24 protein-coding genes are annotated in these 25,200 nt (G+C 62.9%); 10 read left to right on the forward strand and 14 right to left on the reverse strand.

The genetic code is table 11. The features are described 5' to 3' along the window. Positions 1-52: 52 nt before the first annotated feature. From ACGYK7_RS09770 to ACGYK7_RS09780, 3 genes are all read left to right on the forward strand, one after another. Positions 53-340, forward strand: coding sequence for an SH3 domain-containing protein (locus tag ACGYK7_RS09770; RefSeq protein ID WP_394401576.1), 288 nt, complete (start codon positions 53-55; stop codon positions 338-340). A gap of 161 nt (positions 341-501) precedes the next feature. After that, entirely contained in the window at positions 502-1,437 is a 936-nt protein-coding gene (locus tag ACGYK7_RS09775) for a class II glutamine amidotransferase (protein WP_394401578.1), read from the forward strand. 22 nt (positions 1,438-1,459) lie between these two features. Further along, complete coding sequence (locus ACGYK7_RS09780) at positions 1,460-2,026, forward strand: poly-gamma-glutamate hydrolase family protein (protein WP_394401581.1); 567 nt, start codon at positions 1,460-1,462, stop codon at positions 2,024-2,026. Between the two features lie 41 nt (positions 2,027-2,067). Here the strand turns inward: ACGYK7_RS09780 and ACGYK7_RS09785 are convergent, their stop codons facing one another. From ACGYK7_RS09785 to ACGYK7_RS09800, 4 genes are all read right to left on the reverse strand, one after another. Continuing rightward, on the reverse strand, positions 2,068-2,919 hold the full coding sequence (locus tag ACGYK7_RS09785; RefSeq protein WP_394401584.1) for an ABC transporter permease: 852 nt from the start codon (positions 2,917-2,919) through the stop codon (positions 2,068-2,070). A gap of 4 nt (positions 2,920-2,923) precedes the next feature. Further along, positions 2,924-3,781 (reverse strand): ABC transporter permease, encoded by an 858-nt coding sequence (locus tag ACGYK7_RS09790; RefSeq protein WP_394401587.1) that lies wholly within the window; start codon positions 3,779-3,781, stop codon positions 2,924-2,926. After that, on the reverse strand, positions 3,781-4,866 hold the full coding sequence (locus ACGYK7_RS09795; RefSeq protein ID WP_394401590.1) for an ABC transporter ATP-binding protein: 1,086 nt from the start codon (positions 4,864-4,866) through the stop codon (positions 3,781-3,783). Before ACGYK7_RS09795 ends, ACGYK7_RS09790 begins: the two co-directional genes overlap by 1 nt. 61 nt (positions 4,867-4,927) lie before the next feature. Then, the gene (locus ACGYK7_RS09800) at positions 4,928-5,989 is read right to left on the reverse strand and encodes an extracellular solute-binding protein (RefSeq protein ID WP_394401593.1); all 1,062 of its coding nucleotides are present in this window, start codon (positions 5,987-5,989) and stop codon (positions 4,928-4,930) included. Between the two features lie 436 nt (positions 5,990-6,425). On the opposite strand from ACGYK7_RS09800, the gene ACGYK7_RS09805 reads away from it, so the two are divergent. Further along, positions 6,426-8,405 (forward strand): TonB-dependent receptor plug domain-containing protein, encoded by a 1,980-nt coding sequence (locus tag ACGYK7_RS09805; protein WP_394401596.1) that lies wholly within the window; start codon positions 6,426-6,428, stop codon positions 8,403-8,405. 84 nt (positions 8,406-8,489) lie between these two features. Here the strand turns inward: ACGYK7_RS09805 and ACGYK7_RS09810 are convergent, their stop codons facing one another. After that, on the reverse strand, positions 8,490-8,777 hold the full coding sequence (locus ACGYK7_RS09810) for a DUF2218 domain-containing protein (protein ID WP_394401598.1): 288 nt from the start codon (positions 8,775-8,777) through the stop codon (positions 8,490-8,492). A 104-nt stretch (positions 8,778-8,881) separates the two neighbouring features. Between ACGYK7_RS09810 and ACGYK7_RS09815 the strand changes: the two genes are divergently transcribed. From ACGYK7_RS09815 to ACGYK7_RS09830, 4 genes are read left to right on the forward strand one after another with little or no spacing between them, the layout of a single operon-like run. Continuing rightward, a complete protein-coding gene (locus ACGYK7_RS09815; RefSeq protein ID WP_394401600.1) occupies positions 8,882-9,772 on the forward strand; it encodes a siderophore ABC transporter substrate-binding protein in 891 nt (296 codons plus the stop codon). 4 nt (positions 9,773-9,776) lie between these two features. Then, positions 9,777-10,724, forward strand: a complete 948-nt coding sequence (locus ACGYK7_RS09820) for an ABC transporter permease (protein WP_394401602.1) — start codon at positions 9,777-9,779, stop codon at positions 10,722-10,724. Beyond that, complete coding sequence (locus ACGYK7_RS09825; protein WP_394401605.1) at positions 10,714-11,658, forward strand: iron chelate uptake ABC transporter family permease subunit; 945 nt, start codon at positions 10,714-10,716, stop codon at positions 11,656-11,658. Before ACGYK7_RS09820 ends, ACGYK7_RS09825 begins: the two co-directional genes overlap by 11 nt. Beyond that, entirely contained in the window at positions 11,655-12,407 is a 753-nt protein-coding gene (locus tag ACGYK7_RS09830; RefSeq protein WP_394401607.1) for an ABC transporter ATP-binding protein, read from the forward strand. Before ACGYK7_RS09825 ends, ACGYK7_RS09830 begins: the two co-directional genes overlap by 4 nt. 478 nt (positions 12,408-12,885) lie before the next feature. Here the strand turns inward: ACGYK7_RS09830 and ACGYK7_RS09835 are convergent, their stop codons facing one another. From ACGYK7_RS09835 to ACGYK7_RS09875, 9 genes are all read right to left on the reverse strand, one after another. Continuing rightward, entirely contained in the window at positions 12,886-14,388 is a 1,503-nt protein-coding gene (locus ACGYK7_RS09835) for a chlorohydrolase family protein (RefSeq protein ID WP_394401609.1), read from the reverse strand. Beyond that, a complete protein-coding gene (locus ACGYK7_RS09840; protein WP_394401611.1) occupies positions 14,373-15,578 on the reverse strand; it encodes an amidohydrolase family protein in 1,206 nt (401 codons plus the stop codon). The genes ACGYK7_RS09835 and ACGYK7_RS09840 overlap by 16 nt, the downstream gene beginning before the upstream one ends. Before the next feature lie 12 nt (positions 15,579-15,590). Then, on the reverse strand, positions 15,591-16,331 hold the full coding sequence (locus ACGYK7_RS09845; RefSeq protein WP_394401613.1) for an aspartate/glutamate racemase family protein: 741 nt from the start codon (positions 16,329-16,331) through the stop codon (positions 15,591-15,593). Continuing rightward, positions 16,328-16,963 carry a flavin reductase family protein gene (locus ACGYK7_RS09850; protein ID WP_394401615.1) on the reverse strand — a complete coding sequence of 212 codons (636 nt, stop codon included), beginning with the start codon at positions 16,961-16,963 and terminating at the stop codon, positions 16,328-16,330. The genes ACGYK7_RS09845 and ACGYK7_RS09850 overlap by 4 nt, the downstream gene beginning before the upstream one ends. A gap of 5 nt (positions 16,964-16,968) precedes the next feature. Further along, a complete protein-coding gene (locus tag ACGYK7_RS09855) occupies positions 16,969-18,006 on the reverse strand; it encodes an ABC transporter ATP-binding protein (RefSeq protein WP_394401618.1) in 1,038 nt (345 codons plus the stop codon). After that, complete coding sequence (locus ACGYK7_RS09860) at positions 18,003-18,968, reverse strand: ABC transporter ATP-binding protein (RefSeq protein ID WP_394401621.1); 966 nt, start codon at positions 18,966-18,968, stop codon at positions 18,003-18,005. Before ACGYK7_RS09860 ends, ACGYK7_RS09855 begins: the two co-directional genes overlap by 4 nt. A 9-nt stretch (positions 18,969-18,977) precedes the next feature. Beyond that, positions 18,978-19,901, reverse strand: coding sequence for an ABC transporter permease (locus ACGYK7_RS09865; RefSeq protein ID WP_394401624.1), 924 nt, complete (start codon positions 19,899-19,901; stop codon positions 18,978-18,980). A gap of 12 nt (positions 19,902-19,913) precedes the next feature. Then, positions 19,914-20,900 carry an ABC transporter permease gene (locus tag ACGYK7_RS09870; protein WP_394401626.1) on the reverse strand — a complete coding sequence of 329 codons (987 nt, stop codon included), beginning with the start codon at positions 20,898-20,900 and terminating at the stop codon, positions 19,914-19,916. Positions 20,901-20,967: 67 nt separating this feature from the next. Next, the gene (locus ACGYK7_RS09875) at positions 20,968-22,533 is read right to left on the reverse strand and encodes an ABC transporter substrate-binding protein (protein WP_394401629.1); all 1,566 of its coding nucleotides are present in this window, start codon (positions 22,531-22,533) and stop codon (positions 20,968-20,970) included. A gap of 199 nt (positions 22,534-22,732) precedes the next feature. Here ACGYK7_RS09875 and ACGYK7_RS09880 point away from each other — a divergent pair, with 199 nt between their 5' ends. Continuing rightward, complete coding sequence (locus ACGYK7_RS09880; RefSeq protein WP_394401632.1) at positions 22,733-23,428, forward strand: GntR family transcriptional regulator; 696 nt, start codon at positions 22,733-22,735, stop codon at positions 23,426-23,428. Then, the gene (locus tag ACGYK7_RS09885; protein ID WP_394401635.1) at positions 23,428-24,810 is read left to right on the forward strand and encodes an amidohydrolase family protein; all 1,383 of its coding nucleotides are present in this window, start codon (positions 23,428-23,430) and stop codon (positions 24,808-24,810) included. The genes ACGYK7_RS09880 and ACGYK7_RS09885 overlap by 1 nt, the downstream gene beginning before the upstream one ends. Positions 24,811-25,200: the final 390 nt, after the last annotated feature.

A 25,200-nucleotide genomic window follows, 5' to 3' on the forward strand; every position in this document is an offset into this window, starting at 1 on the left:
GGATCAGCCCGGTTTTCGATCTATGAGAAAGAAAACAAAAGAGAGGCAGATCATGCGCAGCATTACATTCGCAGCCGTTTCCACCGCTATTTTCATCGCAGGTTGCGCGGGCGTGGCCAGTGACCGCGTGATGGTGCACCGCACCGGGCCGGATGAGCTTTTGAAACTGCGGTCCGGGCCGGGCTTGGATTTCGGGATCATCATGGGGCTGCCCGACGGCACCGTCCTCAACCGCCGCGATTGCGTGACCGAGATCGGGCAGTTGTGGTGCCGCGTCTCCCTCGCCGATGCGCCTGAGGTGCAGGGCTATGTCTCGGCGGATTATATCTCTGACATCTGATTTATGAACCCGGGCGGCCCGATTGGAGGGTCGCCTACCCGACGGGCGCGGCGCTAAGTCCGCGCTGCCGCGTCTCTGGTCGATTTTTGCGCGCCCTGCTCTATCTCAGCCCTTCACACCCTTTTCGAAGTCGCTGAACTATCTCAAGAGTAAGGAAAACCATGTGCCGCTTCCTCGCCTATATCGGACCTGAACTGCCAATCGAGTCGCTGCTCCTTGCGCCTGAGAACAGTCTGCTAAACCAAAGCCTCGACCCGGAACTGCACCCCAGCCTGCAACTGGCCGGATGGGGGTTCGCCGCTTGGAGCGACCATCTGCTGCGCCCCGACGCGCCGCTGCGCTACCACCGGCCCAAGGCCGCCTTTCACGACGACAATGCCAAATCGGTGATCCCCAGCCTGCAAGCGCATACGCTGCTGTCGCATATCCGCGCGGCCTCCTATGACGCCAGCGTGGTGCAGGCCGATGAGAACTGCCACCCCTTCGCCTTTGATTATACGCCGTGGATCATCGCCCAGAACGGCGCCCTGCCCCACTGGCGGCAATTGCAGCGCGAACTCCTGCCTCATTGCAAGGATCGTTACCTTACCCAGATGCGCGGCACGACGGATACGGAATTCCTCTATGTGCTGTTGCTGTCCCTGCTGGAGGGCGACAGCGACGAAGATGTGCAGCGCGGGTTCGAAAAGCTGTTGCAGGTGATCTGCAAAGCCGCCCGCGACCTTGACCTCGCGGCGCTCACCAAACTCAAGATCGCGCTGGTCAGCAAGGGGCGGATCATTGGTGTCAACTTCGGTTGCGGCCATGAGGGTGAGACGGATGTCACAGGCGATTGGCAAGAGCTGCGGGATGAGGATCTGCCTCTCTCCATGCTGCTCGAACCGATCTATTTGCTGACCGGGGCGAACTTTCAGGACTATGCCAACAGCTATGACATCGACCCCTGCCCCGAGGGGGAGGCGACCTCGGCCATCCTCGCGTCGGAACCGCTGACCGAAAACGGGGAGGAATGGCTGAAGATCGACTTCGGCGAGATTGTTTTTCTGGAGCGTAAAGACGGGCGGATCCGCAAGACGGTCCGCAAGCTCGACATGTGATCGCCCCAAGCAGGAGCCGCCCATGACGGATCGTTTCCAAAACTTCGCCGACCTCTCCACCGAAATGCTCGATGGCGTCGATTACCGCATCCGAGCCGAGGACCGGGGCAGTGCGGTCGTCATTCTGGCCCCGCATGGCGGCACGATCGAGCCCGAGACGGGCCTGATCGCCGAGGCCATCGCGGGGCGCGACCTGTCGCTCTACCTCTTCGAGGCGTTGAAAGCGGGGGCCCATGGGGATTTTCACATCACCTCGCACCGTTTCGATGAGCCGCAGGCGCTGGCGCTTGTCGGCGGCACCGAGGGGGCCGTCGCCGTCCATGGCCGCAAGGACGATGGCAGCGAAACCGTATGGCTCGGCGGGCGGGACAAGGCGATGCGCGATGCCATCGGTGCCGCCCTGCGCACGGCGGGCTTCGGGGCCGAGGTGAATACCACCCTGCCCGGCCTGCACGAGACGAACATCTGCAACCGCACCCGCAAGGGCGCGGGGGCACAGCTTGAACTGCCCCGGTCGCTGAGGCGTCGATTGGCGCAGGATGCGAATTTGCTGGAAAGGTTCAGCCGGGCGGTACGTTCAGCACTCTAGCCGGATGAGGCAGGCCCGGCTGGCGGGCCTGCCGAGGGGGCTTAGCCCCGTTTCTGGAACAGGATTACCAGCAGCGCCAAAAGCGACGAGCCCAGCATCAAAAGCAGCGACACGGCGTTCAGCAGCGGGGTCGACCCCTCTTTCAGCCGGTCGAACATGGCGATGGTCAGCGGCGCATCGGAACCCACGAGCATCAGCGTGGTGTTGAAGTTCTCAAAGCTCATCAAAAAGGCCACCACCACGGCCCCGACCATTGCAGGCGCAAGGAACGGCAGTGTGATCGTGCGCACCGCCGTCAGACGGTCCGCCCCAAGGTTCAGCGCCGCCTCCTCCAAGGTCCGGTCGAATTTCTGCAACCGGGCCGAGATCACCAGCGTGGCGATGGTGGTGATAAAGCTGAACTGCCCAAGGATCACCAACAGCAGACCGGGGCGCAGCGCCTGAATGTCGATCTGCGCCAAGTCCCAGACACCATTGGCCAGCGTCGACGAGAAGACCAGAACCGAGATGCCCAAGACGATGCCGGGGATCACCAGCGGCAGCAGCATCAGCACATAGAGAAACCCCTTGCCACGGAACTCATAACGGTTGAACAAAAAGGCGTTGGTCGTGCCGACGCAGACGGAAAGCACCGCCACGCAAAGCGCCACGAAGGCCGAATTGCCGACCGCGCGCAGAATGCCGCGCTCGTGAAAGACGCCGATCTGCGGACGCTCCGCGCCAAAGAACCAATTCCACGTGAACCCCTCCCACGGAAGAGAGGGGAACTGGCTGTCATTGAAGGCAAAGACCGCCACCACGGTCAGCGGCAGGGCCAGATAGAGAAAGAACAGCGCCACATAGCCAGCATAGACGATGCGAAAGCTGCGCGATTGCGGGATTGTCGGGATCATTGGATCACCCCATCGTTTCCTTGAGGGTCCGGCCCGTCAGCCAGAGCATCCCCCAGACGATCACCGAAGACAGCACCAAAAGCATAAAGCCAAAGGCGGCGCCCAGCTCCCAATTGGAGCGCACGATGAACTGGTTATAGATCATTTCGGTGAACCACAGGCTATCCTTGCCGCCCAGCATCGTCGGCGTCAGGTAGTTGCCCAAGCTCAGCATGAAGACGACGATACAGCCCGACACGATGCCGGGCATGGCATGGGGGATGATGATCTCACGCAGGACGGAAAGCCCGCTGCCGCCCAGATCATAACCCGCCTCGATCACGCTATCGTCGAGGCTCTCCAGCGTGGTGACAAGCGGCACCACCATGAAGAGCATGGAGGTATAGACCAGCCCGACCATCATCGTGGCATCGGTGTAAAGCAGTTCCACCGGGCGGTCCGCCAGCCCCACCCATTGCAACAGGCTCGAGACGAGACCCGTCTCGCGCAGCAGGATCATCCAGCCAAAGGTGCGCACCAGTTCCGAGACGTAAAACGGGATCAGGCAGAGCAGGAACAACACCTGTTGCAAGCGCCCCTTCGCCATTTTGGCGATGTAATAGGCCACCGGAAAGGCGATCAGCAGCGTCAGCGCGGTTGCCAGCACCGACATTACCGCCGTACGCCAGAAGGTGCGCAGGTAAAGCGGTTCGGTCAGCGCCTTTTCATATTGCGCCAGACTGGTTTCATAGACGCCGAAACTGATCCGCTCGCGCAGTGAAATCAGCAGCATGTCGATATGCGGGATGATGATTAAAAGCCCCAGCCACAGCACCAAGGGCGTCAGCAGCAGGTAGAATGTCAGTCGGGATTGGCTGCGCATCACGCGGCCCCAAAGCAGGTCGCCTGCCCCGCGCCCCAGCCGATATGCACCACGTCACCGCGTTTCAGGCTTGAGAACTCCCCCGATTGCGGCAGCGTGACTTCGAGCGTCTCACCCACATCATCCTGCACCAAGACGCGGGAAGCCGCGCCATTGAACAACAGGCTGGTGACGGTGCCCTTTAGCTGATTGTCGAAGCCCGACAGCGCATCGGCGCTGGCAGCCAGCCGAATGGATTCAGGGCGCACGAAAATCTCGGCCTTTGCCCCTTGGACAAGCCCCGCGCCGGTGGCGCGCATCGCAAGCCCGCTGTCGGTGCGCAGTTGCAGGGCATCACCCTCCACCCGTTCGATCCGGCCCTTCCAGCGGTTCGACTCTCCGATGAAACCGGCGACAAAGGGTGTTTCGGGGCGGTAATAGAGGTCTTGCCCCCGGCCCACCTGTTCGAACTGGCCATCGCTCATCACGGCGATCTGGTCGGACATCACCAGCGCTTCGGATTGGTCGTGGGTGATATAGACGAATGTCGTGTCAAAGGCGGCTTGCAGGGCCTTCAGCTCAACCTTCATATGCTCACGCAGCTTGAGGTCCAGCGCCCCCAGTGGCTCATCCAGCAGCAGCACGTCCGGCTCCAGCACCATGCAGCGCGCGATGGCGACCCGCTGTTTCTGCCCGCCCGAAAGCTCATCGGTCTTGCGCGCGCCGATGCCCGGCAGGCCGATCCGGTCCAGCGCCTCATCGACTTTGCGCGCAATCTCGGCCTTGGCCATGCCGCGGCGGCGCAACCCGTAGCCGATATTCTCGGCAATCGTCATCATCGGAAATAGCGCCAGATGTTGGAACACCATGTTCACCGGGCGTTTGTTCGGCGGCGTGTCGAGCACCGAGCCGCCTTTGATCCGAATGTCACCAGAACTAGGGTCGAGAAACCCCGCGATCATCCGCATGATCGTCGTTTTGCCGCAGCCCGAAGGCCCGAGGATGGAGAAGAAACTGCCGGGCGGCACCGTGAAGGAGACGTTGTTAACAGCGGTGGTATCGCCGAACCGCTTAACGAGGTCGACGCATTCCAGATCTGGGGTCATGTGAATTCCGTATAAAGGAGCGACACCCCCGATGGGAGGGTGCCGCTCGTAGGGTCAGTTATCAATTGGCAGCTTGGACGCGGTCCAGCACTTCGCCTTCGATGGTTTCCAGACCGGCGGGCACCGGCGGATACCATTTGATATTGTCGATGGCTTCTTGTGGGAAGCTGTTCTGATACTTGGCTTTCAGGCTGTCTTCGGCAAATTCATCCGCGCCTGCGGAGGCGGTAAAGTTGCCCGCCGCGGCAGTGATCATCGCCGCGATTTCAGGCTGCATGACGAAGTTGATCCACGCATAGGCCACATCGTCGGCCTGCCCTTTGGCGGGCAGAACGAAGGTGTCGATCCAGCCCAGAGCGCCCGAGGCCGGGGCCACGAAGGTGATGTCGGCGTTGTCGTCGTTCAGCTTCCAGCCGCCAGTGTCCCATGCCATGGAGGCGGTCACCTCGCCCGAGCGCAGCAGGTTCATCAGCTCATCGCCGCCGCCCCAGTAGGTTTTGACGTTCTCTTTACATTCGATCAGCTTCTCTTCGACCTTGCCCATGATCTCGGCATATTTTGCCTCGTCATCGTAGGCGGCGAAGGGGTCTTCGCCCATGGCGAAGGCGAAACCGATCAACGTCGGACGCTTCAGGCGGTAGGAGACTTTGCCCGCCACTTCGGGCGCGCAGAGGTCGGTGTAATCCTTGACCGTGTCACCCGCTTCGGCGGTGTTCATCACCAGACCGGAGGTGCCCCAGACATGCGGCACGCCATAGACATCGCCGTTCACGGTTGTGTTGGCCATGGTCGCGTCGAGCATGGAGGGGATGAAAAGCTCTTTGTTCAGCTTGGAGACGTCGATCGGCTTGTAGATGCCGAATTCCATCTGCGGCCCCATGATGCGGTCTTGCGAAGGCTGGGCGAGGTCGAAACCACCGCCGCCCGTGGCGCGCAGCTTGGCGATCATCTCTTCGTTGTTGGATTTCGTGACTTCGACGGTATGGCCGGTCTCTTCTTCGAATTTCGCCACCACGTCTTCAGGTGCGTAGCCGCCCCATGTCAAAAGGCGCAGCGTGTCGGCTTGGGCCACGGAGGCAAGCCCCGCCAGCATGGTGCCGGCCATCAGAATGGTTCTTGTCATGGGAAATCCTCTTTCTAGTGTACTCATTGTCGGCAGAATGCGCATGTTAGACCAGTTGGTCAATTTATACTTCGGCGCATCGCGGCTCCTTGTGGCCTGCGAGTGCTAAAGATTTGTGACAGTGGCCAAAAATGCCGTTTGTTTTAGCAGGGTTGCTTTCGGCGGCAGCGGTCATGCGGCCGGCGTCTGATGGGGCTGCCTGCGCTTTCGCGCGAGCCTTGGGTGCAGCTTTTCGCGGTCCGAGCCGGCCCTTTTTCAAGGTGGTCGACGGCCCCGTTCCCCTGCTTTCCGCCCCCTTACCTTTACCCAAAAGACACAGGCAGCCCCCGCTCAAACCAAGCCTCTTGAGATTCCTGACAATTTCTATAAGGAATCGCCGCAACGCCGTCCGGGGGTGATTTTCCGGGTCTGGGTCGTTTGAGTAAGGGGAAATTTGATGAAGCCGACACATGCATTTGCTTGCCTTGCCGCGGGGATGCTTCCCGTCGCGGGCCAAGCGCAGAGCAATAACGACGAGGCCTTTCTAGGGACCATCGTTCTTGAGATGCCTGCCGTTCCGGGGATGGAAGACGATGACATCTCCATCTCCAGCGAAGGGCTGGCGCTGAGCAATCCTGCGGACCTGTCCGAACTTTTCGTGGCCGAGCCGACCATCGCGGTGGGCAGTTCGATCCCAATGTCACAAAAGGTCTATGTCAACGGGATCGAAGAAAACAACCTCGCCATTTCCATCGACGGCGCGCGGCAGAACAACAAGGTGTTCCACCACAACACCACCACGCTGATCGACCCTGCCCTGCTGAAAGCCGCCCGCGTCGACCCCGGCGTGGCCCCGGCGGACGCGGGCCCGGGCGCATTGGGCGGCGCGCTGGCCTATGAGACCAAGGACGCAAGCGATCTGCTGGCCCCGGGCGAGAGCTTTGGCGGGCGCTACAAGCTGGAATACGACAGCAACGGCGACATCTTCTCGAACAGCCTGTCGGTCTATGGCCGCGAAGGCGGGTTCGAATACCTCGGCTTTGCAAAGGTCGCCGAGGGCGGGCTGCGCGAAGATGGCAACGGCGACGAGATCATCGGCTCGGGCACCGACCTGCTCAGCGGGCTGGGCAAACTGGCCTATGAGGCGCAAAGCGGCGACCGGGTCGAGCTATCCTACGAACGGGTGGTCGACGATGAAATCCGCCCCTACCGGGCGAACATCGGCGCTATCGTCGGGGGCCGCCCGCTTCCCGCAGACCGCCCCTATGATCTGGAGCGCACCAATATCGTCCTGAGCTACAGCGACACCACGCCCACCGCGATGTGGAACCCCACCGCGCGGCTGGCCTATAGCGGGACCAAACTGGTCAACGACGAGTCGGCCCTGTCCACCAATTCGATCACCAGCGGTGAGACGGTGAGCCTGAGCGGCGAATTTTCAAACCGCTTTGCACTGAGTTGGGGTGAGTTGAACGCAGGTCTCGACTTCTACTCCGATGAGGCCGATCTGGACTATCTCGCCCTGTCGTCCGGCGCGCGTGAGGCGGCGACTGAGAAACTCAGCAACATCGGTCTTTTCGCCCAAGCGCGGATGGAGCCCACGAGCAACGCGCGTCTGTCCTTCGGCGCGCGGGCCGATTTTCAGGATTTCGAGGGCACCGATGGCTCCTCGCAGTCTGAATCGGGCCTCTCGGGAAATATCTCGGGCGAATATGATGTCTCGGGCGATTTGACGATCAGCGCGGGCTATTCCCACGTCTGGGGCGGTCTGGAACTGGCCGAGAACTATATCCTCAACCCCGCGTGGAACTATGGCTCCGGCATCGAGGAAGTCACCGCCGACAACCTCTACCTTGCCGCAAATTACACCATGGGCGCATGGGTCGTCGACGGCAAGCTGTTCGCCACCAACATCGACAACGCCCGCGCCGCCAGCTATCGCGGTGGCCCGGCCTTCACGGCGGATGTGCAGTCGCGCGCCTTTGAACTGGGTCTTGGCACCGCATGGGAAGACGGTTTCTTCCGCGCCGGTTTTGCCCGTATCGACACCGAGATTGATGGCCGCGCGGCCGACTCCTACTATGGCAACTACCTGACCATGCCGATGGGGGATTTCCTGACCTTCCAGGTGGCGCATCGTTTGAACAACGGCGTTCTCTTGGGGGGCGACGTGCAGGTGGCTTTCGATTTTGACGATACCTATGACAGCGCCACAGGCGGCAGCGGGCCAGAGTTGGACGGTTACACGATCGCCAATGTCTTTGCCGAATACACGCCCAAACGGATGGATAACCTGACCCTGCGCGCCGAGGTGAACAACCTCTTCGACGAGCAATACAGCAGCCGCGCCACCTATGGCCAGGAGTTCGTGGGCGAAGTGGAGCCGCTGACCGAACCGGGCCGCTCCATCCGCCTCAGCGCCGAGATCGTCTTCTGATCCAAGGCAACGATCGGCCGAACCCCGGTTTGGCCCTTTACCCGGCGCCCCTTACGGCGCCGGGATTTTCTGTGAAGGGGCGGCCTATTCGACCGTCCAAACCATGTTCTTCTCTGTTTCCCGGAAGGCGAAAGTTTCAAGATGCCGGTCAATGACACTATGCAGCGCGGGCACCATCTCGGGATCGTCGAGCGTCGCCGTGACGGTGAGGCCCGTGCTGTCCGCCGTCATATAGGCCGTGCCCATCTCGAAAGCGGCCCAGCCCTTTTCGGCGTCGTAAGAGGTCTCGATTTTATGGCCGAAATGTTTGCACAGCTGCTGCAAGTATTTCGAGCCGTTCTCGGTCTGGTAAAATCCTGTGGTCGTCGGCATGGCGCTCTCTCCGGATGTATTTTCTGCCTTAGTCCTAAGCCGGGCCATGGGAATGGTAAACACCGGCCCGGCTCCCCCTCCTCCCTGATGAAAGAGTTACCGCTATGATCAAACCCCTTGCCCTTTTGGCCCTGCTTTTCGCCACGCCCACGCTGGCCGAGACCGTGACCGTCGACACCGCCCGCGGACCTGCCGAGGCGCCGCTCACTCCCGCCACGGTGGCGGTCTACGATCTGGCGGCCTTCGACAGCCTCACCGCGCTCGGCGTCACGCCGCAGGGCTTGGTGCGCCCGGTCTATCTGCCCTACCTCGAAGCCGCGGCAAAGGGGACCGAGGTCATAGGCTCCCTTTTCGAGCCGGATTACGAGGCGCTTTTCGCCCTCGATCCCGACCTGATCATCGCCGGGGGGCGCAGCACCGAACAGGTGCCGGAACTGGCGCGGATCGCGCCCACTTTGGACATGACCATTTGGCAAGACACCATCGGCGAAGGGCTGGCCCGGTTGGAGGCCTACGGCAAGGTTTTCGACAAAGAAGAGGAGGCCGCGGCCCTGACGGCGGCTTTTGAGACCAAGCTCGCCCAAACCAAAGAAGCGCTGGCGGGCAAGGGCCGCGCGCTCATCGTGATGACCAATGGGCCGAAGATCAGCGCCTATGGCATCGGCGGGCGCTTTGGCTGGCTGCATGAGGCGCTTGGCCTGCCCGAAGCGGTGCAGGATGTCGAGATGGCCAACCACGGTGAGGCGATCAGCTTTGAATTCATCCGCGAGGCCAACCCCGACATCCTGCTGGTGATCGACCGGATGGCCGCCATCGGTCAGGAAAGCGAAGGCGCGCGTGCCACGCTCGACAACGCATTGGTGCATGAGACGGCCGCATGGAAAACCGGCCAAGTCGTCCATCTGAGCGCCGCGCCCATTTACATCGCGGGCGGCGGCATCCAGTCGATGACCCGCACGCTGGATGAGATCAACGCCGCCCTGACGGAGCAGTAAACCCGTGGCGCTTGCCCTTACCTGTCTCCTTGTGATCTTGTCGGTCGCCTCGCTTTTTGTCGGGGTGATCGACCTGTCTTGGGCGGCGCTCTGGTCTGATCCGGCGGCCCTAGAACTGCTGGTGGTCAGCCGCGCGCCGCGCACCATCGCCGTGGTGATCTCGGGCGGGGCATTGGCGGTGAGCGGGGCCATCATGCAGATGCTGGTGCGCAACCGTTTCGTCGAACCGATGACCGCAGGCACGGGCCAAGGTGCCGCGCTTGGCATCCTTTTGGTCACCCTCTTCGCGCCGGGGGCCTCTATCCTCGTCAAGATGGTCCTCGCCTCTCTCACCGCCCTTGCGGCGGGCGCGGGATTTCTGGCCATCGTGCAACGCCTGCCCCCAACCCAGCCCCTGCTGGTGGCGCTGGTGGGGCTGATCTACGGCGGCATCCTCGGCGCGGCGGTCACCTTCATCGCCTATCAGGCGAACCTGCTGCAATATGTCGAGATCTGGATGAACGGTGAATTCTCCGGCGTGTTGCAGGGCCGGTATGAGCTGCTTTGGCTGGTGGCGCTGGTGGCGGCGCTGACCTATCTCGCTGCCGATCAATTCGCCATCATCGGCATGGGCCGCACGGCCAGCATCAACCTTGGCCTGAACTATGGGCAGACGATGGTGCTGGGGCTGCTGGCCATTTCCATCGTTACCGCCCTGACCGTGGTGACAGTGGGGCTGATCCCCTTTGTCGGGCTGGTCGTGCCCAATATCGTGGCGCGGCTTGCGGGCGACAATCTGAGGCGGAGCCTGCCGCTCACCGCGATGACCGGCGCGGGCCTCGTGCTGCTGTGCGACATCCTTGGGCGGCTGATCCGCTATCCTTACGAAATCCCCGTTGGCACGGTTTTCGGCGTGGTGGGCGCCCTGCTGTTCGTGTGGCTGCTGCACGGGCCGAGCCGCCATGTATCCTAAACGCCTTTGGTGGCTTCTGGCGCTGCTGGGCCTTTGCACCGCGCTCTACCTTGGGCTCGGCGCGCGGGGGAACTGGGGCTTTGTCCTATCGTTTCGCGCCAATAAATTGGTCGCCTTGCTGCTGGTCGCCGTCTCGGTCTCGACCGCCACGGTGCTGTTCCAGACCATCACCCGCAATCACATCCTGACGCCTTCGGTCATGGGGTTCGATGCGCTCTATCTGCTGACGCTGACGGTGCTGATCTTCGTGCTCGGCGGCCAGACCTTTACCCCACTGCCCGAGATCGCGCAGTTCCTCGTCAACAGCCTCTTGCTGATGGGGGCCGCACTGGCGCTTTTCGGCACGCTCTTGCGCCGCGGCGGGCATGATCTGTTTCGCATGATCCTGACCGGCATCATCTTTGCCGGGCTGTTTCGTTCGGTCTCAAGCTTTCTGCAACGGGTCATCGACCCCAATGAATTCATGGTCGTGCAGGCCAATGCCTTTGCCCGTTTTGGCCGGGTCGACACGCCGCTTCTCACCCTCGCGGCCCTTTTGACCGGCGGCGCGCTGGCCGCCGCTTGGCGGATGCGCCACCGGCTCGACGTGCTGTCGCTGGGCGATGAAAGCGCCGTCAACCTTGACGAAGACCCGAAGCGCGGCATGTTCCAGGTGCTGGTCCTCGTGTCGATCCTCGTCTCGGTCTCGACCGCGCTGGTGGGGCCAATGGCCTTTCTTGGCCTCTTGGTGGTCAGCGTGGCGCGGCAGATCACGCCAGTGATGTTCCATAGCGTCATGCTGCCTTCGGCGGGTCTTGTCTCGGCCATCACGCTGGTCGGCGGGCAGATGGTGCTGGAGCGCGCCCTGCGGGCCTCGACCCCGCTTGTCGTCATCGTCGATCTGCTGGGCGGCCTTGTCTTTCTAATCCTGCTCCTGCGGAGGAAACCCAGATGATCAGCATCCGTGAACTGAACCACGACCGAGACGGCACGCCGACCCTGCGCGAGATCAATCTGACCTTGCAGACCGGCGGGATCACGGCGCTGATCGGCCCCAACGGCGCGGGGAAATCGACGCTGCTGTCGCTGATCGCCCGGCTGATCCCACTTCAGCAGGGGCAGATCATGATCGATGACCTGCAAATCGGCGCCTGCGCGAACGACGCATTGGCCCGACGGCTGGCCATTCTGCCCCAATCCAGCGATGCGGCCCCGCTGCTGACCGTCCGCGAGTTGGTGAGCTTTGGCCGCTACCCCTACCACAAGGGCCGCCCGACCGCAGAGGACCGCGAAAAGGTAGAGGCGGCACTGGCGACCTTCGACCTCACCCCCCTTGCCGAGCGCCGTCTCGATACGCTCTCAGGCGGTCAACGTCAGCGCGCGCAGGTGGCCATGACCTTTGCGCAGGAAACGGATTATATCCTGCTCGACGAGCCGCTCAACAACCTCGACATCGCGGCCTCGCGCGGCCTGATGCACAGCCTACGCGACCTCGCCCGCGCCCATGGCCGGACCATCGTGATCGTGCTGCACGATATCAACTACGCCGCCGCCTATGCGGATCAGATTGTGGCGATGAAGGACGGGCGGATCACGCATCACGGCGCAGCGCGGGAGGTCGTGACGGATGCGATGCTTTCGGAGGTTTATGGGACTTCGGCGCGGGTGCATCGAATTGGGGAGAAGGTTGTGGTGGCTGTTTGAGGGGGGGGGTGTTTGAGAGGGGGGGGTGTTCAGGGGGCGTTGGCCGGGGGTTGCCCCTTGTCTTGCGCCGTGACGAGAAGAGCGTTCGATCCCCTTCTAAGAACGAGAAAAGCCGCCTACTAAGGCTGCATTATCTCATTGATTTTTTTGGAGAAATTGGCTCCGGCGGCAGGGGGCGCACTGCATAGACCAATACCATTGATTTTATTGGATAATTTGCGCGCTTCTGCACGCTGATCCTTACTGGACACCGGGAAGTTCAAGCACTCCCGGCCCAGACCGGACATTCGCAGTGCGGCGAACAAAGGTCCGCGCAAGGCCCGTCTACTGCTCGGATTCTTTGTCATAATCCATAGCTCTGCAAAGGCTGGTAACAGGGGCGCATATCTTCTCTACGTCACCACATCGCCTGGCCATTGGAAATAGTGCCAGATGGATAACGAGCCAGGCGCCGTAAACAAAATCGCAAAAAGCCTTCTCAAGCACTTTGCGATTTTATCGGCTCAGGACCAAGGGTGGGATAGCTCGCTGAAAAAATTTCCCCCACTGGGGGATGAAACAACGTCCTGTCAGGATATTGCGCAACCATCCGGTCGAATTGCGCCTGCGCTTTGGCATGATAGGCCATGTCGTCGACGCCGGGGATGACGCCACTGCGCATGACGAACCGACCCGCAATCATCACGTCCGACACGTCACGACCCGACCCGTTGAGCAAGATGGTCTGAATGGGATCGATGCGTTGACCGATGTCGGGACTGTCTAGGCGGATGACGTTCAGGTCCGCCGCACAGCCCGGGGCCAGCCGTCCCAAATCCGGGCGGTTCAGCGCCGCCGCCCCGCCCAGGGTGGCGGCATCGTAGAAATCGGCGGCGCGGACAACGGTCGGATCGCCCTCCGCAATACGGGCGGTCATCACCCCCAGGGCCATGTTCTGGATCATGTCGGCGGGATGCGTGTCGGTGCCCATGCCGATGGGCACACCGAGGTCGCGGAAGCGCGCGAAGGACTGCATAATCTTGCCGCCGCGGGCCATCACCAGCGGACAATGGGCAAGCGCGGCACCGGACGCCGTCAGGATATCGAGGTCGGGCGCAGCGTGGGTGATGCCGTTGAGGCCCGACAGGAACAGCCCATGCGGCAGGATCGTGGACGGTGCGAAAAAGTCGGTATCGCGCAGCAGTTCCAACGGGCTCTTGTCATGCTGTTGTAACACCAGATCGTATTCAAGTCGCGACTGGCAGCAATGCAGGCGGATCGGCACGCCGAGAGCGCGGGCCGCCGCGCCGCTGCGGCGCAGAAGATCGGGGGTGCAAGTCTCGATCCGGTCGGGGGCCAGCATGGTGCGGATCAGCCCGCCGTGGCTGTCCTCGTGCCGCGCGACAAAGGCTTCGGCCGCGGCCAGTCCCGCAAAACCGCGCGGTTCATCATAGTGAAAGCCGATTTGCCGATCCGCATTCACCACCAGATTGCCACTGCGATAGGCGGGGCCAAGGTAGACCCGCAGCCCGAGGTCCGCCGCCGCCTCTGCCGCGGCATCGAACTCCTCTGCCGTCTCGCCCCAAGCGCGGTAGAAGAGCGAGGCAATGGGCAGCGCCGTGGTGATGCCGTTGCGGATCAGCCGGGTGAAGGCATAACGTTTCTGAAAGGCCAGTTCCTCGGGCGTGTACATCTCGCGCGGGCCAGCAGCCATGTAGCTCTCGGGCCAGACCCGGCCCTTTAACTCCGGCGGATGGTTATCATAGCCCAGCACTGTGGTATCGAGATCGGCCAGCGCATCAAGGTCGATGAACCCCGGCCCGATCAGCGCCTCGCCAAAGTCGATGGTCTCGGCCACATCACCTGCGAAGTCATAGCCGACGTGCAGCACCTTTTCGCCTTCCACGACCACGGTGCCATTGCGGTAGAGGCAATGTTGCCCGTCCTCGTGCCCCACGACCCAAGCGGCGGTCAGGGCGCTGCGTTTCAAGCGCTCTGCCATGTCGCCTCCGTCTCGCCATTGCGGGCCACGATCTGGCCGCCCGACAGGACCAAGCGGCGCGGCGGGCGTTGGGTGATGGCCTCCGAGACCGCTTCGACATCGACCAACACCAGATCGGCGCGGCAGCCTTCGGCGAGGCCGTAGCCCTCAAGCCCCATGACCTTCGCGCCTTCGGTGGTGCAGGTGTCGAGCGCCCAGCCGACCTCCACATCTGCGCGAAAATTGTTGCGCAGGCCGACGAGCATCGCGCGCTCCAACATGCAGGCGTTGCCGTATGGGGTCCAAGTGTCGCGGATGCCGTCGTTGCCCGCGCAGATCGCGATGCCACGCTCGCGGCAGGCGGCGACCGAGGGCACCGGGCGCGCAGCGGGCGCGGTGGTGGCCAGCGAGACATCCAGCGCCGCGACCCGGTCGAGCAGCCCCGCCACCCGCGCCTGATCCCCCATGCCGAGACAGAAGGCGTGGCTGACCGTCACCCTGCCCTGCATCGCCAGCGCCTCGGTCCGGTCAAGGATCATCTCAAGGCTGAAGGCCCCCATCTCCCCCGGCTCATGCAGGTGGATGTCGATCGGCTTGCCGTGCTTCTCTGCCAGTCCGAAAACTGCATCAAGTTGCCCCTTCGGGTCACGGTCGATGCCACAGGGGTCGAGCCCGCCGACGATATCGGCACCCTCACGCAGGGCTTCGTCCATCAACTCCAGCGTGCCGGGGCGGATCATCAGACCCGACTGCGGGAAGGCGACAATCTCAATTCGCATGACATCCGCATAGCGCGCGCGAGTGGCGGCCACGCCCCGGTGCAGGCCCAACCCATGCTCGGTGTCGATATCGACATGGCTCCGGATCGCCGTCGTGCCCTTTGACAGCGCCAGCGCCACCTGCCGGGCCGATTGCCGCTGCGCATCCATGTCAAGCTCGTGGCGCAACTTGCGCTCGGTGTCGATCATCTGCAGCAGGCTTTTGCCCTGCTGATGCGGGTGCCAGGGCATGCCCCAAAGCGTCTTGTCGAGATGCGCATGGGCATCCACGAGCCCCGGGAGGGCCAGCGCGCCGCCGCAATCCTCAACTGTGACCTTCTCGTTCGGCGTGATCATGGAGGCGATCTGCGCGATGCGCCCGTCTTCGATCAGCACATCGGCGGCATCCGCCCCCATCAGGCGGAGGTTCTTGAGCAGCAAAGGCTTGGTCATGTCTTGTCCTGTCTATCGTGTCAGAGGGGCGACGCGCGCTTGCGGCGCGGGAGATTGCTTGACGCGCGGCAGGGCATAGGCGCCGGTCTTGGCGGTTACCAGCCCGGTCGCGGCAAGCCCGGCGGCCATGCGGATGGCAAAGCCCACACCGTCGATCACCGGCACGCCCGCATCGCGGCCCAATTGCTCCAAATGCGCGCTCATTCCTGCGCAGCCCAGTACCACGGCCTCGGCCCGGTCTTCCTCAACCGTCTGGCGGATCTTGCGGGCGATCAGCGGCAGGGTCTGCACCGGCGCATATTCGAGATCGAGCACCGGGATGTCGGCGGCATGCACGGCACAAAGCGCGCGGCCACAGCCGTAGCGGTCACCGAGATCTTCGATGATCGGCACGGCGCGGGGCAAGGTGGTCACGACCGAATAGCGTTTGGCGATCCGCCCGGCTGCAATGAGCGCCGCTTCGCACAGACCGATGACCGGGCCTTTGGCCACTGCGCGGGCGGCATCGAGGCCGGGATCGTCGAAACAGGCAATCACATGGGCCGCGGCCCCTGCCGCTTCGGCTTCAAGAATGGCGTCGAGCATGGCGGGCACGGCGCGGGCCTCATCGGCATAGCCCTCGATGCTGGGCGGTGTCGCACGCGCGGTGGCGGCAATGACCTCGACCCCCGGCCCGGCTTGGGCGCGGGCGGTGCGGGCGATCGCCTCGGTCATGCCCGCGGTCGAGTTCGGATTGATCAGGTGAATTTTCATTCTGCAGCTTTCTGTGTCACGCCGACCGGCGGCGTCTCGGAGACTTTGAGCTCGAACTGCCGGTCAGAGGTGATGTAATTGTCGGCGTGCAGCCGCGCGATGGGCTGGTAATTCTCGTGCCGGACATAGCGCCCGTCGTTGTCAAGGCAGTTGTCGCGCACATGCATCTGCACCACGCGGCCCAGAATGATCTCGCGCCGCGCGTAGCGGATGGTCTCCTCGACCACGCATTCCATGGCGCAGGGGCTTTCCGCGATCCAGCCGCCTGCGATCTGGCTGGCGGGCGTCAGGGTCAGCCCGGCAGTCGCAATTTCGTCCACGTCGGGCGCGTAGCTGATGCCGCAGGTGATCATCGCCTCGGCCAAGGCCATGTCGACCATGTTGACGCAGAAGCTTTGACGGCGGTCGATGTTGGTGACCGTGTCCTTGATGCTGCCGTCGGGACGGGTCTGGATGCCGAGGATCACGATCGGCGGCTCCTGCGAGAACACGTTGAAAAAGCTCATCGGCGCGGCATTGGGCACACCCTCGGCGCTCAGCGTGGTGACCAGCGCGATGGGGCGCGGCGCCACGAAACTCGACAGCAGCCGGTAGCGGTCACGCTCCGGCAGGGTGGTGAAATCGAACTCCATCCCCCCTACTCCGCCGCCAGCCGAAGCCAAGGCTTCAGCCGCCCCTCGTCCGCCGCGTGGCAGGCCGACTTCTGGCCGCCCTTGCGCAGGTTGAGCACGGGGGCCACGCTGCGGCAGGTGTCGTTCGCCAAGGGGCAGCGCGGGTGAAAGGCGCAGCCGGGCGGTGGCGAGATTGGGTTCGGCACCTCCCCTGCCACGGGCGCGCGTTCGGCGCCGCCGACGGTGAGCTTCGGCACCGTCTCCATCAACAGGCGCGTGTAGGGATGCTGCGGGTTGCCAAAGATCTCCTCCTTCGGGCCGACCTCGACGATCTTGCCCAGATACATCACCGCCAGCACATCCGCCATGTACCAGACCACCGCGAGATCGTGACTGATGAAGATGTAGCTCATGTTGAACGCGTCCTGCAGGTCCTTCATCAGGTTCAGGATCTGGCTTTGCACACTCACATCCAGCGCCGAGGTCGGCTCGTCGCAGATCAGCAGTTCGGGTCGGGTGGTGAGTGCGCGGGCGATCGACAGGCGCTGGCGTTGGCCGCCGGAGAATTCATGCGGGAATTTCTTGGCGTCAGCGGGGTTCAGACCGACCTGGCTCAGCAATTTCTCGACTTCTTGTGTGACCTCGGCCCGGGTCTTGCAGATGCCGAAGTTCTTGAGCGGCTCGCCGATGATGTCACGTACGCGCCAACGCGGGTTAAGCGAGGCATAGGGGTCCTGAAAGATCATCTGCATCCGGCGGCGCAGGGCGGCGGGTTTGCCGGGAGGCATATGGGTGATGTCGTCCCCCTCGAAGCGGATCGTGCCGCCGCTTGGTGTATGCAGCCCCATCAACAGCCGCGCCACGGTGGATTTGCCGCAGCCCGACTCGCCCACTACAGCAAAGGTCTTGCCCCGAGGCACGTCAAAGCTGATGTCGTTCACCGCCGTCAGGATACGGCGCGGACGGCGTTCCAGCAGCCGGTTGAGGAAGGGTTCGGACACGTCGAAGCGCTTGGAGATGTTCTGCACGCTGAGAATGTCGTCGGGGGTGATCTGCGGGGTCATGACGTTTCTCCGTAAAGGTGGCAGGCGACCTGCCCGGTGCCGGCGTCCTGCGGCGCGGGGCGGATGTTGTGGCAATGCTCCATCGCCCGGGGGCAGCGCGGCGCAAAGGCGCAGCCGGGCGCGGGGTTGCGCAGGCCGGGCATCGCGCCCTCGATCTGCGTCAGCCGCCGGTCGCGGATGCCGATCTGCGGGATCGAGGCCATGAGGCCGCGGGTATAGGGGTGCAGCGGCTCCTCGATGACCTGTTTCACATCGCCGATCTCGACCAGCCGCCCGGCATACATCACTGCGACGCGGTCGGCGGTTTCGGCAATCACGCCCATGTCGTGGGTCACCAGCACCACCGCCGTGCCGTTCTCGCGGCAGAGCCGTTTCAGCAAGGCGAGGATCTGCGCCTGCACGCTCACGTCGAGCGCCGTAGTCGGCTCGTCCGCGATGATCAGCTTGGGCTCGGCGCAGAGCGCCAGCGCGATCACCACGCGCTGCCGCATCCCGCCCGAAAACTGGTGCGGATATTGGTCGAGCCGCGCCTCGGGGGCCGGGATGCCGACTTCGGCCAGCCAGTCGATGGCGCGTTGGCGGGCGGCCTTCTGGTCGAGGCCGAGATGCACGCGCATCGTGTCGACGAGTTGCTCGCCCACGGTATAGACCGGGTTCAGGCTGGTCAGCGGGTCCTGAAAGATCGCGCCGATCTCCTTGCCGCGGATGCGGCGCATCTTGTCAGCGGGCAGGTTGTCGATCCGCGCGCCGCGCAGCCGCACCTCGCCCGAGCGGATCAGGCCGGGCGGTTCGATCAGCCCGGTGATCGCGGCCCCGGTGATCGACTTTCCGGCGCCGGCTTCACCGACCAGCCCGAGGATCTCGCCTTCGTCGAGGTCGAGGCTCAGCCCCTTGACGGCCTCCAGCGGACCGCGCCGGGTGGGGAATTCGACAACGATGTTGTCCAGTTCAAGAAGTGACATGGAATTACCTCAGCGCAGTTTGGGGTTGAGCGCATCGCGCAGCCAGTCGCCCAGCAGATTCACCGCCAGCACGAGGATCGCCAGCGCCGCGGCGGGAAAGACGACGACCCACCAGATGCCCGAGAACAGGAACTCGTTGCCGATCTGGATCAGCGTGCCGAGCGAGGGCTGGGTGGGCGGCATGCCGACACCGAGAAAGCTCAGCGTCGCCTCGGTCAGTACCGCCATGCCAAGGTTGATCGTCGCGATGACCAGCACGGGGCCGAGCACATTAGGCAGGATATGTTTGATCATGATCGCCAGCTTGCCGGTGCCGAGGGTGCGTGCCGCCTCGATGTATTCCTTGCGGCGCTCCACCATGGTCGAGCCGCGCACGGTGCGGGCGTATTGCACCCAGTTGGTCAGCCCGATCGACAAGATCAACACGATGAGCGCCGACTCGGCCTGCGCCGAACTTGGCAGCGCACCGCGCAGCACGCCGTTGATCAAAAGCGCCACGAGGATTGGCGGGAAGCTTAGCAGCACGTCGGCGATCCGCATCAGCACCGCATCGACGATCCCGCCGAGAAAGCCGCCCAGAAGGCCAAGCGCCACGCCCATCACGGCAGCGAGGATGACGCTGGCAAAACCGACCAGCAGGGAAATCCGCATTCCGTACATGATCGACGAAAGAACATCACGGGCCTGGGTGTCGGTGCCAAGCAGGTAGGCGGCGCTGCCGCCCTCGGCCCAGGCCGGGGGCAGCTCGCTGTCGAAGAGGTCCAGTTCGGCGATGTTGAATGGGTCCTGCGGGGCGAGGCTCGGGGCGAAGATCGCCGTGAGGAACATCGCCAGCAGAACCAGCGCCGAGATCACCGCCACGCGCGACTTGCGGAAACTGAAGGTGATATCGCTGTCCCAGAAAGCGTAGAGCATGGGCATGAAGTTTGACATGTGGGAACCTCCTCAGACGCCGCGCGCGGGCGTTCTCTCGGCCCGCAGGCGCGGGTCGGCGACGTTGTACAAAAGGTCGACCAGCGTGTTGATGACGACGAAGATGAAGGACACCAGCACCAGATAAGCGGCCATGACGGGGACATCGGTGAAGTTCACCGCCTGAATGAACAGGAAGCCCATCCCCGGCCATTGAAAGACCGTCTCGGTGATGATGGCGAAGGCGATGAGCCCGCCCAGTTGCAGACCGAAGATGGTCATCACGGGAATGAGCGTGTTCTTCAGCGCGTATTTGAAATGCAGCATACGGTTGGGGATGCCGCGCGCCTTGGCGAACTTGATGTAGTCCGCGCGCAGCACTTCCAGCATCTCGGCTCGCACCAGCCGCATGATCAGCGTCATTTGGAACAGGGCGAGCATGATCGCGGGCAGGATCAACGCCTTGAGGCCGGTTACCGTCAGGAACCCCGTGGTCCACCAGCCGAGATCGACCACCGTGCCGCGCCCAAAGCTTGGCAGCCATCCCAGCGAGACCGAGAAGACAAGGATCAGCAGAATGCCGGTGACGAAGGTGGGCACAGAGATCCCCAGAAGCGAGATCACCTGCAACCCTTGGCTCAGCCAGCCGCGCGGGTTGAGGGCGGTGTAGATGCCCAAGGGCATCCCGAGCGCCAGTGCCAGACCCGCGGCGACCAGCACCAGTTCGGCTGTGGCGGGAAAGCGTTCGGCAAGAAGGTCCGAGACGGGGCGGTTGTTGCGGTAGGACTGGCCGAAATCACCCTGCGCGGCATCGGCGATAAAGCGGCCGTATTGCACCAGGACCGGGTCGTTGAGCCCCAGTTTCTCGCGCATTTCGGCGCGGTCCTGCACGGTGGCGTCCTCGGGCAAAAGGTTGGAAATCGGGTCACCGAGAAAGCGAAACATCAAAAAAGCGATCGAGGCGACGACGAGCATCACCAGCGCGGCCTGTATGATGCGGCGGATAAGAAAGGCGAACATGCTGGCCTCCGGCTGGCAAGGTTGAAGGGGGGGGCGGACGTGGGGAGAGGCGCCCGCCCCGGGGCGGTTACTCGATCCGGGCGAGCCAGAGGCGCGGCTTGTCATCCGCGGTCTGTGGGATCTTCACCGCATCGCGCGCGGCCCAGGACAGGGGCTGGGCGTGCAGCGGCAACCAAGCAACCTCCTGATCGGCGATCCGGAAGGCCTCGACCATCATTTCCATGCGCTTCTCGGCATCCAGCTCGGTCGCCACGGCCTTGGTCAGGCGGTCGACCTCGGCGTTGGAATAGCCGCCGGGGTTCCACGTGCCCATTTGCCCCTCAGGCGTATGCAGCATGGCCGAAAGCACCGAATAGCCGTCGAGCATCGGCAGCGTGGCCCAGCCCAGCATGAACATGTCGGTCTCATTGGCGCGGGCGCGCTCGAAGTGGATTGCCTTGGTCTCTGCCGTGAGGTCAGCCTTCACACCGACGCGGGCAAACATCGCCGCCAGCGCTTGGCAGATCGCCGCGTCGTTGACGTAGCGGTCATTGGGGCAGTTCATATTCAGGCTGAAGCCTTCGGGGTATCCGGCATCGCCCAGCATCTGCTTGGCCTTTTCGGGATCATAGGCGGGGATTTCATCGACCCCTTCGTCAAACCCCGGCACCTGCGGGGCCACCAGACCGCCGAGGTTGCGCGACTTGCCGCGCATGATCTTGTCGCGCAGCAGGTCATAGCTGATCGCATGGACCAGCGCCTGACGGACCTCGACCTGCTGCAGCGGATTGCCGTCCTGGTTGGGGTTGTTGGATGTGTCGGACATGTTGATGCCCATCATGATTGCACGCAGGCCCGGGGCTTCCAGCACATGCATGCCCTCGGTCGCCTCGATGCGCTTTGCATCCTGAAGGGGCGACGGCACGATCATGTCCAGCTCGCCCGAGAGCATCGCCGCCACGCGGGTTGCATCGGAGTTGATCGGATTCAGCTCGATCCGGGTCAGGTTGTGCTGCGGCTCGTCCCACCAATCCTCGTTCACGGTCAGCACGGTCTGCGCATCCGGTGTGCGGGATTCAAAACGGAAGGGGCCAGTACCATTGGCGTTGGAGGTGGTGTAGCCCTCTTCGCCCTTCTGCGCGTCGATCGGGTCAAGCGCGTTATGTTCCTCGAGCCAGCCGCTGTCGAAGATCAGCACATTGGTCAGAAAGTTGTTCAAAAGCGGGTTTGGCCCGTCGAGCATCAAATCCACGGTCATTTCATCGACCATCTTGGCATCGACCAGACCGGCGATATTCCCGCGAATGGGAGAATCTTCATGCGGGGCGCGTTTGACCGAGGCCACCACGTCTTCGGCCGAGAAATCCTGCCCGTCGTGGAACTTGATACCTTCGCGCAGTTTGTAGCGCACGGTGGTCTCGTCGATCTGCTCCCAACTGGTGGCGAGCGCCGGTTCGATCTTGAGATCCGCGTCGTAGCGGACCAATGCCTCATAGACGTGGTTCAAGAAAGAGACGGTGAAACTGTCGGTCATCGAATGTGGGTCGAGGCCGTAGAGGTCGCCATTGGTGCCAAGGCGAAAGGTCTCGCCCTGCGCCATGCCGGCGCAGCTGAGCGCCAGAGCCGAGGTGAATAGAAATTTGCGCGGTGTCATTGTTATCTCCCTGTTCGTGCCGCCCTGCGGACACAGCAGACCTGCATCACAGCGACTAAAACTAGGCTGGCATGATTCCATTTTTCTGTCTACAATTATTGTTAACAATCTTTGCTGACATTAATTGCTTGCACTTTATCGGGCATTTCGACGACTATTGAGGCAAATTTAGTAAATACAGATTTGAGGGGGCCGGTAGGTGACAGGAGCAAAGCTCACGGAGAAGCAGATCTATGAACGGATCTGGAAATCCATCGCCGAACGTCGCTTGCCGCCCGGCACGCGATTGAAAGAGGAACGGTTGTGCGAGATTTTTGGCGCCAGCCGTCCGCGGATTCGGCGGGCCTTGGATCAATTGACCCATGACGGGTTGGTCAGCCACATCCCAAACCGCGGCGCCTTTGTCACCACACCGTCGGTCGACGAAGCTCGCGATGTCTTTTTTACCCGCCGGGTCGTGGAACGCGGCGTGATCGAAGCGTTAAAGAAACACGGCGCGCAGGAAAAGCTTGCTGCTTTGGAAGCCCATATCGCCGAAGAACGCGAAGCACTGGCCGAAGGGGATACGGCCCGGATCATCCGGCTTTCGGGCGCTTTTCACATGCTGCTGGCCGAACTCGCCGCCTCTCCCCTTCTGGCCGATATCCTGCGCGACCTCGTCTCCAAAAGCACCCTGGTCACGGCTGTGTTCAAACCGAAATGCGATACGCAATGCGGCCCAGACGAACATGCCGCCATCGTCGCGGCCCTCGCCGCCGGTGATTTCGAGACCGCGCAGGAAGAAATGGAGACGCATCTGATCGAGGCCGAGCGCACGCTGCAATTGGAGACATCGAAAGAGGGTGCCGCCGCGCAGGACGACGTTCTCGGTGCTGCCCTGAGCGAGGACTTGTAATGACCAGCCATGCGATCACCCACACCACCGCGATCACCATGGACCCGGAGCGTCGCGTCATCGACGATGCGACGATCCTGTTCGAAAACGACCGCATCACCGCCGTCGGCCCCGCGGGCGATGTGCCCCTCCCCGAGACCGCTGAGGTGATCGACGGGCGCGATATGATCACCCTGCCGGGGCTAATCGACAGCCATGCCCACGCGGGCCACGGGCTGACGCGCAACTTGGGCGGCGGCGATGGAGATGCGTGGTTTCACGCCTGCGAGACGATCTACACCCGTGGCTCCACCCCCGCGTTCTGGCAGGCCGAAGCCCGGCTTTCGGGGCTTGAGCGGCTCAAGGCGGGGATCACCACCTGCACGATGCTGCTTGGCGGCGGGGCGGATCACTACCGCACCGATACGGTCGAAGCGGGCAATCTGCATTGCGTGGCCACGCGCGAGATCGGCATCCGAACGATGCTCGCCGCGGGCCTGAACCGCCGCCCCTTCCCCAAGCCCTACCGCAGTCTGGACCTCGCACGGGAGGTTAGCCTGTCCTTCGAGGATCAGCTGGAGGTTTGTGCTGAACTCGCCCAGACCAGCGGGGATTTCCTGAACGATGGCGCGGGGGTCTGCCTCATCATGCCGGTCTATTCGCCCGAGGACTTTGCGCAGGCCCCCGATGACATCCGCGCGATGTGCCGCGCCGCGATGGACCTGCGCGAAAAACATGGGCTGCTGTTCACTCAGGATGGGCACCGCTCCGGCTCCATCGCGCTGGCCGAAGACCTCGGCATTCTCGGCCCCTGGGCCTATCTGTCCCATTCGGTCGACCTCACGCCTGAGGATATGGCCGCGGCCAAGCGCAGCGGCGCGACGATTGTCCACAACCCTTCGGCCATCATGTCGGTTCTGGGCCGCTGCCCCGCGCCCGAGTTGCGCGACATGGGGGTGAATGTGGCGCTCGGCTCGGATGCCGCGGCACCGGACCGGGGATATGACATGTTCCGGCACATGGCCCAGTGCCTGCACTACCACCGCCGTCACTTCCGCGATCCCGAGGTGATGATGCCGCGCGACGTCTTGGAAATGTGTACCATCGATGCCGCCAAAGCCATCGGGATGGAAGCGGAGCTTGGCTCTTTGGAGGTTGGCAAGAAGGCGGATATCATCATGCTCGACCGCCGCAAGCCGCATCTCTATCCGCCTATGATGCCCCTGACCACGGTCGCCCAGTTCGCCAATGCGGCGGACGTGGATACGGTCATCGTGAACGGCAAGATCCGCATGAAAGACCGCCAGACGGCTCTGGAAGAAAATGCGATACTGGACGCGGCCGCAGGCGAACTGGATGCCGCCCTGTCCCGCTGTGGCCTTGCGCATCTGCTGGCTGAGTAGACATAGGCTTGCGTAATGCTCTGAGGGCGTGAGAGTTGGCGCCAGCGCGCGGCTGGAAAGCTAAAGGGGGCAACGAGGACGGGCTGGAATTCTTTTAGACACCTATGTGAAGCGAACGTTCGTTGGAGATGCCGCGAATAACCGCTACCCGCCCTTCCTCCCGGAAGTGGAAGGCCGTCGCTCACGGCCCGAAGCCGACATTCAAACTCGACTTCGATCCCACGGTGGCTTCGCCAAACCCGCCATTCATGCATCACGCAGGATGTCCATTCAGAAAAAGTCGGCTGTGCGAGATATTCAAACTGTAACCAAGCTGACCTGCCCCCCACTGGTCCCTCACTCATAACGAGAGTCTGCAGGTTTGGTTTTGATAGTTGGGGGTTCTGGATT

Source organism: Sulfitobacter sp. 1A15299, assembly GCF_043556915.1.
Taxonomy (GTDB): domain Bacteria; phylum Pseudomonadota; class Alphaproteobacteria; order Rhodobacterales; family Rhodobacteraceae; genus Sulfitobacter.